13 protein-coding genes and 1 pseudogene are annotated in these 14,201 nt (G+C 53.9%); 11 read left to right on the top strand and 3 right to left on the bottom strand.

From position 1 onward, the window contains the following. Positions 1 to 15 precede the first annotated feature (15 nt). Positions 16 to 852 carry a CvfB family protein gene (locus tag PMI25_RS06090; protein WP_007962552.1) on the bottom strand — a complete coding sequence of 279 codons (837 nt, stop codon included), beginning with the start codon at positions 850 to 852 and terminating at the stop codon, positions 16 to 18. Between the two features lie 350 nt (positions 853 to 1,202). Between PMI25_RS06090 and PMI25_RS06085 the strand changes: the two genes are divergently transcribed. The 3 genes from PMI25_RS06085 to PMI25_RS06075 all read left to right on the top strand — a co-directional run bounded on the left by PMI25_RS06085 (position 1,203) and on the right by PMI25_RS06075 (position 3,257). Continuing rightward, the gene (locus PMI25_RS06085) at positions 1,203 to 1,391 is read left to right on the top strand and encodes a hypothetical protein (RefSeq protein WP_016985943.1); all 189 of its coding nucleotides are present in this window, start codon (positions 1,203 to 1,205) and stop codon (positions 1,389 to 1,391) included. A 208-nt stretch (positions 1,392 to 1,599) separates the two neighbouring features. Then, entirely contained in the window at positions 1,600 to 2,316 is a 717-nt protein-coding gene (locus tag PMI25_RS06080; RefSeq protein ID WP_007962549.1) for a TorF family putative porin, read from the top strand. 71 nt (positions 2,317 to 2,387) lie between these two features. Then, positions 2,388 to 3,257: a DUF6279 family lipoprotein gene (locus PMI25_RS06075; protein ID WP_007962547.1), complete on the top strand. Its 870-nt coding sequence runs from the start codon at positions 2,388 to 2,390 to the stop codon at positions 3,255 to 3,257. Positions 3,258 to 3,335: 78 nt separating this feature from the next. On the opposite strand, the gene PMI25_RS06070 is transcribed toward PMI25_RS06075, so the two are convergent. Next, positions 3,336 to 3,728 (bottom strand): hypothetical protein, encoded by a 393-nt coding sequence (locus tag PMI25_RS06070; protein WP_007962546.1) that lies wholly within the window; start codon positions 3,726 to 3,728, stop codon positions 3,336 to 3,338. A gap of 176 nt (positions 3,729 to 3,904) precedes the next feature. On the opposite strand from PMI25_RS06070, the gene PMI25_RS06065 reads away from it, so the two are divergent. The 4 genes from PMI25_RS06065 (at position 3,905) to PMI25_RS06050 (ending at position 6,480) form a co-directional block, all read left to right on the top strand. Beyond that, on the top strand, positions 3,905 to 4,639 hold the full coding sequence (locus tag PMI25_RS06065) for a DUF899 domain-containing protein (RefSeq protein WP_007962545.1): 735 nt from the start codon (positions 3,905 to 3,907) through the stop codon (positions 4,637 to 4,639). Between the two features lie 106 nt (positions 4,640 to 4,745). After that, a complete protein-coding gene (locus PMI25_RS06060) occupies positions 4,746 to 5,021 on the top strand; it encodes a hypothetical protein (protein WP_007962539.1) in 276 nt (91 codons plus the stop codon). A gap of 262 nt (positions 5,022 to 5,283) precedes the next feature. Continuing rightward, a complete protein-coding gene (locus PMI25_RS06055; protein ID WP_007962537.1) occupies positions 5,284 to 5,868 on the top strand; it encodes a papain-like cysteine protease family protein in 585 nt (194 codons plus the stop codon). A 12-nt stretch (positions 5,869 to 5,880) separates the two neighbouring features. Further along, on the top strand, positions 5,881 to 6,480 hold the full coding sequence (locus PMI25_RS06050) for a hypothetical protein (protein WP_007962528.1): 600 nt from the start codon (positions 5,881 to 5,883) through the stop codon (positions 6,478 to 6,480). Positions 6,481 to 6,543: 63 nt separating this feature from the next. Here the strand turns inward: PMI25_RS06050 and PMI25_RS06045 are convergent, their stop codons facing one another. After that, positions 6,544 to 7,884 carry a DEAD/DEAH box helicase gene (locus PMI25_RS06045; protein WP_007962527.1) on the bottom strand — a complete coding sequence of 447 codons (1,341 nt, stop codon included), beginning with the start codon at positions 7,882 to 7,884 and terminating at the stop codon, positions 6,544 to 6,546. A 191-nt stretch (positions 7,885 to 8,075) separates the two neighbouring features. Here PMI25_RS06045 and PMI25_RS06040 point away from each other — a divergent pair. The 4 genes and pseudogenes from PMI25_RS06040 to PMI25_RS06025 form a co-directional block, all read left to right on the top strand. Next, positions 8,076 to 8,780 (top strand): annotated as a pseudogene (locus PMI25_RS06040) (mechanosensitive ion channel domain-containing protein); the annotation flags it as partial. Positions 8,781 to 8,855: 75 nt separating this feature from the next. Further along, positions 8,856 to 10,337, top strand: a complete 1,482-nt coding sequence (locus PMI25_RS06035) for a tyrosine-type recombinase/integrase (RefSeq protein ID WP_007962525.1) — start codon at positions 8,856 to 8,858, stop codon at positions 10,335 to 10,337. Beyond that, complete coding sequence (locus PMI25_RS06030) at positions 10,318 to 12,210, top strand: hypothetical protein (RefSeq protein WP_007962524.1); 1,893 nt, start codon at positions 10,318 to 10,320, stop codon at positions 12,208 to 12,210. The genes PMI25_RS06035 and PMI25_RS06030 overlap by 20 nt, the downstream gene beginning before the upstream one ends. Next, complete coding sequence (locus PMI25_RS06025) at positions 12,207 to 14,189, top strand: hypothetical protein (protein ID WP_007962523.1); 1,983 nt, start codon at positions 12,207 to 12,209, stop codon at positions 14,187 to 14,189. The genes PMI25_RS06030 and PMI25_RS06025 overlap by 4 nt, the downstream gene beginning before the upstream one ends. Positions 14,190 to 14,201 lie beyond the last annotated feature (12 nt).

Below are 14,201 nucleotides of genomic sequence, written 5' to 3'. Positions count from 1 at the left end.
TGGGCCCCGCAAGGCTCAGGTTAGTTCAATGCGATCGGCGTGAATGACGATCTTGCCTTCCTTGTACAGCGAACCGATGGCCTTCTTGAAGTTGCCCTTGCTGACCCCGAACAGGCTGCTGATCAGCGCCGGATCGCTCTTGTCACTGATGGCCAGCGTGCCGTTGCTTTCGCGCAACTTGCCAAGGATCTTCGAACTCAGGCTGCTGGCCGCTTCCTGCCCCACCGGTTGCAGGCTGAGGCTGATCTTGCCATCGGCACGCACTTCCTTGATGAAACCCTTCTCGCGCATGCCGGAACGCATGAACTTGAAGATTTCATTCTTGTGGATCAGGCCCCAGTGCTTGTTGTTGATGATCGCCTTGAAGCCCATGTCGGTGGCTTCGGCCACCAGCAGATCAACTTCCTGACCGGCGCTATAGTTGGCCGGGGTCTTGTCGAGATAGCGATCCAGGCGCGCAGTCGCGGTGATGCGGCGCGTGTGTTTGTCGAGGTAGACGTGTACCACGCAATATTCGCCAGCGGTCATCTGACGCTTTTCTTCGGAATACGGCAGCAACAGGTCTTTCGGTAGGCCCCAATCGAGGAACACACCGATGCTGTTGACTTCAACGACTTTCAGGCTGGCAAATTCACCAACCTGAACTTTTGGTTTTTCAGTGGTAGCGAGAAGTTTGTCTTCGCTGTCCAGATAAATAAAAACGTTGAGCCAGTCTTCATCTTCGCTGGGAATATCTTTAGGGATATAACGGTTGGGCAAAAGAATTTCGCCGTCGGCACCGCCGTCCAGATATAAACCGAAGTTAGTGTGTTTAACCACTTGCAAACTGTTGTAACGCCCGACTAAAGCCATTTTCCAGAACCCTCATTGCTTGGGCGGCATTCTACCCGGTTTTGCCTCTGCCGTTCGCTGGCTGAGCAGCCGCTCGAGAAAATCCGCGGGACGCCTTGATTTTCCTGGGGCTGGCGCGGGCGGGTTGCCACTCGTCTGACCAGCGCAGCACCGGCGGCGCCATTTCGCGCGAGATATTTTCACTGGTGACAAATAAATGTTCTTATTCAAAACAGTGGCTTAGGGGAATATTTCGAATAATTAATCGAGAATAATCCACCCGCGCACTCAGTTATTCCGGGGGATATTTATCAAGCAATTGTCAAGTTATTCCTGTACGATGCCTGGCCGAGTTACTTTTCTACAGGTTAATGGCCGCCATGCGTGTAAAAGCATCCACCAGCAAAGCAAAGCCAGCTCCAGCCGTTGAAACCAGCGAATCGATCAACGATCAGATCGCAGCGTTCCTCAAGTCCGGCGGTGAAATCCAGCAAATTGCCAAAGGCGTCAGCGGCCAGACGTTCGGTCCGTCCAAGCAGATCAGCCTGGGCAAGAAGTAACACCCGGTAATACACCCGTCCTGAGACGCTTTGAGCTTCGAAGCGTCTGGACTGGCACCCGCGCAATACCTTCCAATCTGTTTAACCAATCTTTTGAAAATCGACGAACGGCCATCAATGCCGAGCATTCGCCGGTATCCTTGCACGCGTCTGGATTAAGCGTTTCAGCAGGCCCACCCCCCTGCCCTCGCTGTTCATGGAGTGACGCATGCTCAAACCTTTCCGTTTATTGCTTGTAGGCCTGCTGGTCTGCTCGTCCGCGCACGCGCAGATTTTCCAGCGCGAGCTCGGCGACTTCGATCTCAAACTCGGCACCACGCCCAGCCGCAGCATGGCTCAGGGGCTGGTCAAACCTGCCGCAGTCGGTTCTTTCCACGGTGGCCTCGATCTGAGTCACGACAGCGGCCTGTATGTCGGCCAGTACGCACCGAGCATGGGCCTTACCCCGGGCAAGAACCTCGAAATCGACTCCTACGTCGGCTTCAAACAACCGTTCGATCAGTCGCTCGGCTACGAAGTCGGGATGATCCACTACAGCTACCCCAAAGTGGACACCCTCGACAGCCAGGAACTGTTCGGCGGCCTGACCCTGCTCGGCAGTCGTTTCGGCGTGGCCTTCAGCAACGACCCGGACAAACAGAACAACACGCTGTTCGCCGACCTTGGCGGCAATCAGCCGTTCGGCATCGGGATCAGCATGAAATACACCACCCATCAACTGAACACGCCGGTGTCGGTGGACGGTGGTTATGTCAGCAGTTTTACCGATTGGTCGGTGAAATTTTCCCGGCCATTCATGGGCGTCGACCTCGACCTGATCTATAGCAATTCCAACCTCAGTGGCAGCGATTGCTCGGCTTACTCCGGGCAAAACAGCGAGTGCGACGGCCTGGTCACGCTCAAGGCCGAACGCGCGTTCTATTGATCGGCTGAACTGCCGGGAGCCTCCTGCGTTCACATAGGAATCAGACGTCAGGCTCTCGCAAGGACTCGCTCATGTCTCGCTGGTTCAAGTACATCGCCACCCTGCTGATCTTCACCCTCGCCCTCGGCGCCTGCAGCCGCGTGGGTCTGGCCTACCGCAATCTCGACGTGATCATTCCGTGGACGCTTGGCGACTACCTGGACATGAACGGCGAGCAGAAGGACTGGTTCAACGAACGGCTCAAGGAACACCTGAACTGGCACTGCACCACGCAGTTGCCGGGCTATCTCGACTGGCTGGATCGCTTGCAGGCGATGGTCGAAAGCAATCAAGTGACCGACGCTGCACTGCAAGCACGAACCGAGGAAGCGAAAAAAGCCATTGCCGAAACCGCACGCCAGATCACACCGTCGGCCATCGAGCTGCTGCAAGGGCTGGACGACAAGCAAGTCGCCGAGATGAACGACGCGTTCGCCAAGGATCTGCGCAAACGGGAAAAGGAATATGTCAAACCGCCACTGGCGCAGCAGATCGCCGAGCGCGGCGCGCGCATGGACAAGCGTCTGACCGATTGGCTTGGCCCGTTGAGCGCCACTCAGGAACAACGGGTGATGGCCTGGTCGACCGCGCTGGGTGATCAGAACACTCAATGGATCGCCAACCGCGCGCACTGGCAGCAACAGTTCAGTAACGCCGTTGCCCAGCGAAAAAGTCCGGAATTCCCACAACGGATCGAGACACTTCTGGTCAACCGCGAGCGTTTATGGACAGCGGATTACCAGAAGGCCTACGCCAACACCGAAGCGCAGGCGCGTTCACTGGCGGTGGATCTGATGGCGGAGAGTACGCCGCAGCAGCGTCAGCGGTTGTTGAAGAAGATCGAGGGTGTGCGTAAGGACTTCAATGATTTGAAGTGTCTGAAGGCAGTAAAGCAGGAATAGAAGATCAAAAGATCGCAGCCTTCGGCAGCGCCTACAGGATTATGTGCAGGCGCTACCGGAGGCTGCGATCTTTGACATTCAGGCAATCTGCGCCTTTGAAGCCACTTCATCGAATGTCGCTTCATCCAGCGCATCGTCCTGCTCATCCAGCACCTGCCGTGGATGATCATTGCCGGGAATGCTGCTGTCGATAAGGCTCAACAGGCTCGACCCACGCGGGGTCAGAATGAAATTGTTGCCGGTGCTGCCCATATGATCCGGACGCGGTTCGATAAATCCACGATCAAGCAACAAGCCTTCGTATTCGCAAGCCACCGTTTTCAGGTGATCCAGATTCTCGATCGGCTCACCGGCGCTGGCTTTCGCCGCGGCATAATCCTCGGCATATTTTCGCGGCGCGAAACTTTCGCCAGCACTGTTCTGCACTTCATGCAGCAAGCGTTCAATCAAATCCCAGTTATAAGTCGTCATCCTGATTCAACCTCCGGTGCGCGTGATTTGGGGCGCTGTCATAAGTTGTGACCCGAGCGTGCCGCAGCCGTTCAGCCGCATTTTCCGGGGCGACCGACCGGCGGTCTGTCGAATGGATCGAGGGTTAATCGACTAGTCTGACAGAGACGGTTTCAACCCCCGCAGGAGAAATCATCATGAACGTCGAGAATCATCCAGTGGTGGCGCGTGAAGAATGGCTCGCCGCGCGCAAACAACATCTGGCCGACGAAAAGGCCTTCACCCGCGAGCGCGATCGCCTTAGCGCCAAACGCCGGGCGTTGCCCTGGGTCAAAGTCGACAAGGACTACCGCTTCCACGGCCCGAATGGCGAACTGAAACTGGCCGACCTGTTCGGCCGACACAGTCAACTGATCGTTTACCACTTCATGTTCGCCAAGGACTGGGAGGAAGGTTGCCAGGGCTGCTCGTTCCTGTCCGACCACATCGACGGCGCGAACCAGCATCTGGCGCATCACGATATTGCGGTGGTGGCGGTCTCCCACGCACCGTTCGAACAGTTTCAGGCCTTCAGGCAGCGCATGGGCTGGAAATTCGACTGGGTGTCGTCAGACGGTTCCGATTTCAACTACGACTTTGGTGTTTGCGCCCGAGCCGAAGACGCCAAAGCCGGAAAAGCTACCTACAACTACGAAAAGACTGACGGCGCCGAGGAAGAAATGCCGGGGCTAAGTGTGTTTTATCGCAATGCATCCGGGGAGATTTTTCATACCTACTCAACTTATGCCCGTGGGCTGGATATGTTGGTAGGGGCCTACAACTATCTCGACCTCACGCCCAAGGGCCGCAATGAGGACGAGATCATGGAATGGGTGCGGCACCACGACCGATATGAGGAAGAAACAAAATCCAGTTGCTGTCATGGCAGTTGATAAACCTGTGGCAGCAAACCTTGCTGGCTGCCACAACTCTGAACTTTTTACGTCATCCGGCCCTCCACCGATTAACCCGCCTTAACCGGAACGGAGGCCCGCCCCCATGAAAACCCTGCTCAAGCTCACTCTCGCCGCCACCCTCGCCTGCGCCCTGCCTGTCTGGGCCTGCACGCCGGAAGAGGCCACTGCCAAACGTGAACAACTGGCCAAGGAAGTGGCCAAGCTCACCGAACAGAATCCGGCCAAGGCCAAGGAGATCAACGCCGAGTTGCAGAAAATGGACTTGGATACGGCCAGCGCCGATCTGCCGGACAAGTGCCAGTTGATTGATCAACGCCTGAAGGAATTGGGGACGGCTGAGAAAAAAGCCGAGGGCTAAAAAACAAGATCAAAAGATCGCAGCCTTCGGCAGCTCCTACATCGAACTCTGTAGGGGCTGCCGAAGGCTGCGATCTTTGATTCTGAAAATGCATTTGTGCATTTATTTTATTGCATAAACGCATATCCAGACTAAGGTTACCTCGAGCAAGGAGATCGGCACCGTTCATCGCAGATGAAAACCGTTAACCACCGATCGCTCGGCATTACCGCAACACAACCACAAGCTGGACGCTTGTTTTCATTCATGGAGGACTGAAAAAATGTTAACCACTCAAGCAACATCGTTCACCGGCGAGAGCCTGCCAAGGTGCCTCGTCGGCCACCTGCTCGACCCGCAACTGGCCGAGGTTGAAGCCTCTGCGCAAACGGCGGCACTGGCCGCTGCCAACCTCAACTTCAGCATGCAGAAACAGACTCAGACCAACTGGTGCTGGGCCGCTGTTTCCGCCTCGGTCGGCAACTACTATGGCACCGGATCCTGGACTCAGTGCGGCGTCGCCAGCACCCAACTGGACCGCAATTGCTGCAGCCAGCCTGGCCCGTGCAACGTCTATGGCTACCTGGATTCGGCCCTGCAGACCACCCGCAGCTACAACGGCATGAATCAGGGTTCGCTGCAGATGTCGGCCATTCAGAATCAGATCAACATGGGCCGTCCGGTCGGCCTGCGCTGTGCCTGGTATGGCGGTGGGGCGCATTTCCTGGCGATCTACGGCACCAACGGCAACTATGTGCTGGTTGCCGACTCGATCTACGGTTACTCGACCCGCGCGCTGAACTCCTTCCCGGGTTCGTACAACGGCGGCGGCAACTGGACTCACACTTACTTCACCGCGAAAAACTAGGAGGGCGACATCATGCAACTGACTTATCCAAAGGCGCCTTCCAACGGCGTACAGACTTTGCGTCCAGTGCTGCAAGCCGCGCTGCAAAACCAGGGCTTCGGCATCAACCGCCAGTTCGCCAACGCGGCACCGGCCAAAGTCAGCCTCAGCGAAGCCTATCGCGGCTACTCGCTGACGCTGGATGACCTGAGCCTGGGCAAAGGTCTGAAAGACGCACGCATCGGCGACTGGCATTACCTGGTGTTTGCCGATGGCGTGAGCATTGCCGATGCGCAACTGGCCGAGGTGCGTGGCCATGTCGAGTTCGCTTCGCTGAACCACGGCACCCGGGCCGCCGACACCGTGGGCGCGTTGAAACTGGCGGAACAGGCGCCGCAACTGCAGGGCAAAAGCGTTGAATTACGCGTGTTGTTTGTCTCGGCACTGCACGTCGTGGCGATCTGGCTGCACGCTGACGGTGAAGATGTACTGATCCCGATCGAGCCAACGCCGAAAGAGCTGGGGGACTCGCGGCTGTACAGCGAAGCCGCGCTGCTCGCGCTGCTCAAACCGGCGGCAGATCGCGCCAAGCAGCGCTTTGACGCCGACACCAGCGGACAGTTGGGCAACTGACAAACCCCGCGCATAAAAAAACCCGGACACTGTCCGGGTTTTTTATTGGCCGCTTGAAACGACTTATTCAGCCGCAGGCTCGGCCGGCTTGCGACGCTTGAGCGGGGCCATGCCGTCGCTGCTCACCAACGAATCCGGCTTCGGCCGGTTGGCACTCTTGCGCTTGGTCGGGGTCTTGGCGGCGGTTTTCTTCTTGTCGCCCTTGGCGTCGGTCTTTTTCTTCTTCACGCCGACGGCTTTACCCGAGGCCTTGACCTTTTTCGGCCCGCCGTAGGTGCCTTTGACTTCCTTGATGGTGCGGCGCTCGAAGCTCTGCTTCAGGTAGCGCTCGATGCTCGACATCAGGTTCCAGTCGCCGTGGCAGATCAGCGAGATCGCCAGACCGTCGTTACCGGCACGGCCAGTACGACCGATGCGGTGCACGTATTCGTCGCCGCTGCGTGGCATGTCGAAGTTGATCACCAGATCCAGGCCATCAACGTCCAGACCACGGGCCGCGACGTCGGTCGCTACCAGAATCTTCACGCCGCCCTGCTTCAGACGGTCGATCGCCAGTTTGCGATCCTTCTGGTCTTTCTCGCCGTGCAGCACGAACGCCTTGTATTCCTGGGCCACGAGGCGGCCGTAGATGCGGTCGGCCATGGCCCGGGTGTTGGTGAAGACGATGGCCTTCTGGTAGGTCTCGTTGGCCAGCAGCCAGTTGACGATCTGTTCTTTGTGCTGGTTGTGGTCGGCGGTGATGATCTGCTGACGGGTGGTCGAGTTCAGCTGGCTGACCGCGTTGAGCTGCAGGTGCTCAGGGTTGTTCAGCACCTTGGCGATCATCTCGCGCAGGCCGGAACCGCCGGTGGTGGCGGAGAACAGCATGGTCTGCTGACGGTTCGGGCATTCGTCGACCAGACGTTGCACGTCTTCAGCGAAACCCATGTCGAGCATGCGGTCGGCTTCGTCGAGCACCAGCACTTCGACTTCTTTGAGGTCGAGGTTGCCGGCGTTGAGTTGCTCGATCATCCGGCCCGGTGTGCCGATGAGGATGTCCGGCACCTTGCGCAGCATGGCGGCCTGGACCTTGAAGTCTTCGCCGCCGGTGATCAGGCCGGACTTGATGAAAGTGAACTGCGAAAAGCGTTCGACTTCCTTCAGGGTCTGCTGGGCCAGTTCGCGGGTCGGCAGCAGGATCAGGGTCTTGATGCTGACGCGGATCTTCGCCGGGCCGATCAGGCGATTGAGGATCGGCAGGACAAAAGCGGCGGTCTTGCCGCTACCGGTTTGCGCCGTCACCCGCAGGTCACGCCCCTGGAGCGCCAGCGGAATGGCCGCTGCTTGCACAGGCGTTGGCTCGACAAATTTCAGCTCGGCCACGGCTTTGAGCAGGCGTTCGTTCAGGGCGAATTGGGAAAACACGGGTGCTACCTCGAAGATATGCAAAAAAACAGCTGCATAGGTTACCGGTTTCGAGCGCTCAGGCCGAGTTTCTTTATACAAACGGGCGTAATCAGTGGCTTTTTTGTTGCTCGATTTGTCACCAACGGTAATACACAGCGTCTTAAATGCTCTAATCGCCCATCGCGTCTTACAGAAGAATCGTTGCTCACATGGATTTCAAACAGCTCTGGCTCAACGCCCAAGACCTCTGGGGTGCCCTCGAACAGCACCCGTTCCTGCAATCCGGCCTGGCGCTGATGCTGCTATTGGTGATCGCGCTGGTCCTCGGACGAGTGGCGCGCTATCTGATCCTGCACGCCAGCCGCATGCTCGGTCGCCAGCCGGCGCTGCACTGGATCAACGACTTTCGCCACAACAAGGTGTTTCAACGTCTGGCGCAGATGACCCCGTCGCTGGTGATCCAGTTCGGCCTGCACCTGGTGCCGGAACTGAGCAAAACCGCGATGACCTTCCTCGGCAACGTGGCGCTGTCCTTCACCATCCTGTTCCTGCTGTTGTCGGTCAGCGCCCTGCTCAATGCGCTGCTGGACATCTACGCCCGCACCGAACACGCGCGCACCCGCTCGATCAAGGGCTATGTGCAACTGGCGAAAATGGTTCTGTACGTGTTTGGCGCGATCATCATCGTCGCTACCTTGATCGACCGTTCGCCGCTGTTGCTGCTGTCCGGTCTGGGTGCGATGTCGGCGGTGATTCTGTTGGTCTACAAGGACACGTTGCTGTCGTTCGTCGCCAGTGTGCAACTGACCAGCAACGACATGCTGCGGGTCGGCGACTGGATCGAAATGCCGCAAGTCGGCGCCGATGGTGACGTGGTCGACATCACCCTGCACACGGTCAAGGTGCAGAACTACGCGTGAGCTCCCGCCATTTGACACATCTCGTGAGCTCACCTTGAATGGACAGGCATCTCCTCCCGGATGATGTCCATGACCTCTCAACTCCCCCCTGAATCCAGCTCATGCCCGGCCACCTCCTTCAGCAAGGTGAAGTTACGCAATGTCCTGCTGTGGCAGCCCTGTGCTCCAGATCAAGCCATGGATTGGGTGGGGGATGTCTCAGAAGACGGGCTTGGCATTGAGCCTTACCCAGTCAGATCCCTTCCGTACCAAGCGGCCACAATCAACACGCTCTACTTAATCCTTCAGCCTGACGGGAGTATCTGGCGCCATGGGAGCCTGTACCTGTTCTGGCTCGCAGCAGAGCAGGGAAGGAAATCGTCCACAGTCGAGAACATCGCAGGCGACCTATGCGACTTCATGAACAAGATGCAGGACGGTGGACGGGATTACCTGGATTTTGAGGGGGAAACGTACAGACGCCCCACCTACTACTACCAAGCTCAAATGAAGAAAACCGTGATGAGAAGGAAGCTTGCGGGTGCGACTGGGAACGTTGAGAAACTGGGGAGGGCGACTGCCAATCGAAAGATTACGAGCATGATCGGGTTTTATCGATGGATGGTGAACACCGGACGACTTAAACCTCAGCAGGCCATGTGGAAGAGCACAACGAGGCATATCTCCTATACCGACCGCCATGGCTTCCGACAAACCCGGCAAATCATATGCACGGATCTAACGCTTAGGCAGACAGCTGAGATATCCAGTGGTGACTACATTGAAGATGGAGGAAAGCTATACCCCATCAACCGCGAAAACCAGCAAGCATTAATTGCTGCATTGGTTCGGCTGAACAATCCCGAGATGTTACTGATTTATATTGTCGCATTGACCACAGGAATGAGAATTCAGTCTATCCTGAACTTGCGCTTCCATTGCATCCGACAGGATGTAGGCTCACCAAACGACCCAAATAGGAATGCGCTATATGCAATCGCGATTGGAGGCAAAACCAATGTGGGAGCAAAGAACAATAAGGCACAGTTCGTACTCATGCCCGCCTGGCTCCACTATCGACTCACGACCTATCTGAATTCTCAACGACACAAGGACAGAGCCATGAAATCACCTATAGAAGATATTTTTGACGAGTATGTTTTCCTAACGAGGACGGGCAAAGCGTACTACGTAGATGATGACGCAAGCGAAACCTTCGGACACTCCAATGAGCGAGGGTCAGCGATCCGACACTTTACAAAAAGAGTTCTAGAAGAACTCAAGAAATTAAATCAGGAATTCAAATATCGGTTCCATGACCTGCGTGCCACGTTTGGAATGAACTTAATCGAGGACAACATGAAAGCATTGGAAAACGGCGAAGTATCGCAGCTCTACTTGTTGGATTTAGTTAGAAGAAGACTAAACCAAAGCAGCATAGAAGTAGCTCTGCGCTATTTGAGATTTAGAGACAACCACCCTCTGATTGCCAACGCCCAATCAGAGTTTGAGCTCCACCTTGAGGGCGTTATCAATGAGGAAATGAGACGACATGAGGGTATCAGATCGTGATATTTATGAAATCGACATTCAGGCATTAGAACTCGATGATTGCCAACAGATCATCGCCACCAAGCCTATCGAAGGGCTGATTATCAAGTGCACGGACGAGCGCAGCTTCGACATCGGCGCACTCTGCTACCAAGCTCGTAACAAACTTAAAAGATCACTCATCAAGTCCGTAGATCATGACTCCCTGCGACCGGAGCGGGTGGACGCCTTGCGCGCCTGGGTCGTACACAAGGTCACCCTTTTCTACACCAGCAAAAGCGCCTATACCATTTATCAAAATGCCTCCGAACTCAACGGCTTCTTGAATTGGGCAGATAGCAACGATTTCGAAGATCTCCTGATTTCACCTGAAAATTATCATCAGGCTCTTCAAGTGTACACGCAACACCTCAATATAAAGTTCGGCGCCGCAACTTCTAAATTCACAGCTAATCGCCTGCAATCAGAGGCGTTACGCAGCGGGCCAATCTTCTTCCCTGAGACTGCAATCAATTTTCTGGATGATCTTCCAATCATTTCCAACAAGAGCGGAAGTCAGAAGCCAACCGAGCCCCCGCTACAGCAGGAGATTGAGGCTTACCTGACACCTTGCCAATATCTCTTTGATGGCCTGACCGATTTCCTGCTCAATTTCAAAGAATTCCCTGTAAAAATTCCATTCATGACCGAATATCTTTGGTTGCTCCCCGGTGAATATCCGTACATAAGTGAAAAAGTATTCGCTGAAACATCCAAGGTACGACTTAATATCAGTTGGGACTACCAGGCAGGTAGAATTCGTACTCCTGAAGAAGCCATTAAGCTTAGTCGTAGGCCTGCATATCACGTGGATTATGATCTTGCAACTGCGCATGCTTTACTTCAAGAAGCCAACAGCGACCAACGGCACGAGAAACGTATGCGACTGGCAAAATTCGCGCATGATTCTTTTGTCCCTCTATTTGTAGCAAACAGCGGAATTAACGAGCAGCCCCTGAGGAATTTGCCATTCACCAGTGATTATGAAACCTTTGATACTGAGGAAAAAGGATTCGTAGGCATCAAGCTTCGCGCGGGTGGAAGGGAAGTGAAATTTTCCATCAAAAAAAATTTCATCAAACAATTTGAAAAGTATATACGCTTACGAAAATTCATTTGTCATGAGATTGAACACGAATTCCTTTTCGTGGGCATGACCATCTACGGTCAAAGCATCGGCGGCCAGATGCGCCCCGCCGAGATCCAAAAACACAACACCAGAATCGCAAATCATTTGATTCCAAACTTCAACGGATTAAGCTACCAAACCCTCAGAAAATACAAGAGTAACTTCTTACTTTCTAAAGGTCACTCAGTTCAGGTTGTATCGGCTTTAATGCAAACGAGTGAGGCCACCATCCTTAAGAGCTACGCTCAGGCCAATGAGACGATTGCTATCGCTGAGATCACAGCAATGATCAAGCGTTTGGTCGGCCTGCTGGATGATTATTCCGGAGAGGAAATGCCTGCTGGAGATTGCGCCGATACTAACGGGAGGTCAGAGGCAATAGATCCACCTGTTGACTACGAACCGAACTGCAAAAACTTCGAGGGATGCATTTTTTGCACTCAATTTCGGACTCATGCGAACGAGCATTCAGTTCGCAAGCTTCTCAGCATGCGCTTCGTGACTATGGAATACCTGAGCTCTTGCTCCGACAAAAACCATTTTGACAAGGTACATGGTGCAGCTGTCGCGCAAATCGATCGGATCATTGCTCAGCTGCTTGAAGAGCGTCCCGATATGGCGAGTGTAGTTGATCGGGTTAAAAGCGAGATCAGTAACAACTTTGAGCTCTCTGAATATTGGAAGCGCTTCTACCATCGAATGATTGAAATGAGGGTGATGAAATGAGTATTAAACGAAAATATTCCGTCAGCAGCCCTGCTTTCCCGCTCAAGAGGGCGCACTTGCAAACCGATGCTTATTACGGGATGTCCCTGTCTCGTATTGGCCCAGGTCTGGTTATGTCCCGATCGGTAGACGATTCAATCATTTCTCTCTTTGATGATGACGAATGGCTCTTCCCTGCATTCGCATTTAGTGTCAAGGACAATCCGTACTTTAGTTTCTTGCCATTCCGGCAGGAGGGCAAATTCGCTTCGGAGAATATCGCCACCTGTAAACGAATGTTCACGATCAAGATGTTTTCCACGAAGTCGAAGACCGGCAAGACTATTCGCTTGCCCACAATGCAGTCTCTTCTCACAACACTTAATCACCTAAATACATTTAGCAACAGGCGAGATATTCAAATCGAAGAGGTATTTGGCACAAAATCCATATTTGAAGAAATGCAAGCAACCCTGCCAATCTCTTACAATAAATCAATGCTCGGATTGATGCGAACCTTAGTGAGCATCGACAGCGTGTACAGAGGCTTCACGATCGACGGTTCTATTTTGCCGTTCCTCGAAAAAACCACTCGTGATTCACGAAATGAAGGTGACCAGCATGCCGTGATACCCAGCAGGATCCTTTGGGCCAAGTACAAGCAGTACAAAGAGTGTCTCGATGACTATCTCAAAAATAAGAAGGCTATACACGCCTTTATAGAAGCCTCAATTGACAATCGATTCTTCGGAAGATCCGATCGTGCCCGCTCCATGTATCAGAATGAATTCATGTTACTGCCGGCTGAAATGCAAGTAGCTCAAATTCGAACGCCGCTGACTTTCTCGAAGGCGATTGAAAAGTACAAACTGACGAGCTTGGCGAAAAAGTATAACTGGAGCTCAACTATGAGCCCGCCTAGATTTTTGTCACTAGTCCAATACTGCGCAAAATGCTTGATTCACCTTTTCACCCTCATGCGAGACAGCGAGGTATTGAATCTCCCTGTAGACTGCTTGGAGCCAATTCGAGGCTGGAATGATGAAGCGCTATATCTATGCGGTACATCTACTAAGCTTGAGAGTGAAAAAACGGATGCAAAATGGATCACAACCGACGATATTCGAGAGCCTGTACAAATTCTTCAGTCCATTCAAAAATTGGTAGCTGCCCACGTAAAGTTCGACATAAAAGTAGACTGGCTGCTGTTGGCAGCCTCCAACTTACCTTATTCTGGTAACTCGTCAAAAAAAGGTGTCGTCACTGCTAAGAGTCTGGAGGCTCGACTTCCCCCTGTAATCATTACTGAAGCGGACATTCGCGAACTGGAAACAATTGATCCATACCGAAACTGGCGTGATGACAAAAAATTCAAAATCGGTAAGCCCTGGCGAGTTACTACGCACCAATTCCGACGCTCGATCTCGGTGTTTGCCGGCCAGAGTGGATTAATCTCCCTCCCCTCACTCAAGCGGCTGCTCCGGCACATTACCAAAATCATGGCCACCTACTACATGAAAGGTTGTTCGGCCAAAAACTATCTGTTCAGCGACATCAATCCCAAGCTCACACTTGAGCTCAAGAGGGCGAAGGAGGAGGCTGATGCTGCGCTGTTCATTCGTGATGCGCTCAAGTCTGCAGAACAAATGTACGGCCTCGCCGGGCGTCGAGCCATGGACATGCGAAAAGAATCCCTCTGGCTGGCGGGTACAGAGACGCAGACAAATCAGCAAGTGAAGCTTGGTTTGATGGCTTACGAGGAAACCCCTGCCGGTGGATGCACCTCTCCCACCCCCTGTGATAAACGTGCCCACGCGAAGATGGATACCTGCGTCAAATGCAAGCACCTTGTAGGGCAGGAATCCAGGATGGATGAAACGATCGAAATCATGGAATTTGATCTGACAGAACTCAAACCTGGAACCATTGAGTACCGCGCCGAGCTTCAGAACCTGGAAGACTTCAAAGCCCTGCGTGCCATGATTATTGCGCGCGGTTGAGTCCTAATTACT

It is taken from the genome of Pseudomonas sp. GM30 (assembly GCF_000282275.2).
GTDB lineage: Bacteria > Pseudomonadota > Gammaproteobacteria > Pseudomonadales > Pseudomonadaceae > Aquipseudomonas.
The sequence above is the reverse complement of the archived record's forward strand: the minus strand, read 5'-3'. Positions and strand labels throughout refer to the sequence as shown.

Bases quoted from the DNA above. Each gene is read 5' to 3' on its own strand.
- PMI25_RS06090 (WP_007962552.1), bottom strand. From the start codon at position 852: ATGGCTTTAGTCGGGCGTTACAACAGTTTGCAAGTGGTTAAACACACT.
- PMI25_RS06085 (WP_016985943.1), top strand. From the start codon at position 1,203: ATGGCCGCCATGCGTGTAAAAGCATCCACCAGCAAAGCAAAGCCAGCT.
- PMI25_RS06080 (WP_007962549.1), top strand. From the start codon at position 1,600: ATGCTCAAACCTTTCCGTTTATTGCTTGTAGGCCTGCTGGTCTGCTCG.
- PMI25_RS06075 (WP_007962547.1), top strand. From the start codon at position 2,388: ATGTCTCGCTGGTTCAAGTACATCGCCACCCTGCTGATCTTCACCCTC.
- PMI25_RS06070 (WP_007962546.1), bottom strand. From the start codon at position 3,728: ATGACGACTTATAACTGGGATTTGATTGAACGCTTGCTGCATGAAGTG.
- PMI25_RS06065 (WP_007962545.1), top strand. From the start codon at position 3,905: ATGAACGTCGAGAATCATCCAGTGGTGGCGCGTGAAGAATGGCTCGCC.
- PMI25_RS06060 (WP_007962539.1), top strand. From the start codon at position 4,746: ATGAAAACCCTGCTCAAGCTCACTCTCGCCGCCACCCTCGCCTGCGCC.
- PMI25_RS06055 (WP_007962537.1), top strand. From the start codon at position 5,284: ATGTTAACCACTCAAGCAACATCGTTCACCGGCGAGAGCCTGCCAAGG.
- PMI25_RS06050 (WP_007962528.1), top strand. From the start codon at position 5,881: ATGCAACTGACTTATCCAAAGGCGCCTTCCAACGGCGTACAGACTTTG.
- PMI25_RS06035 (WP_007962525.1), top strand. From the start codon at position 8,856: ATGACCTCTCAACTCCCCCCTGAATCCAGCTCATGCCCGGCCACCTCC.
- PMI25_RS06030 (WP_007962524.1), top strand. From the start codon at position 10,318: ATGAGGGTATCAGATCGTGATATTTATGAAATCGACATTCAGGCATTA.
- PMI25_RS06025 (WP_007962523.1), top strand. From the start codon at position 12,207: ATGAGTATTAAACGAAAATATTCCGTCAGCAGCCCTGCTTTCCCGCTC.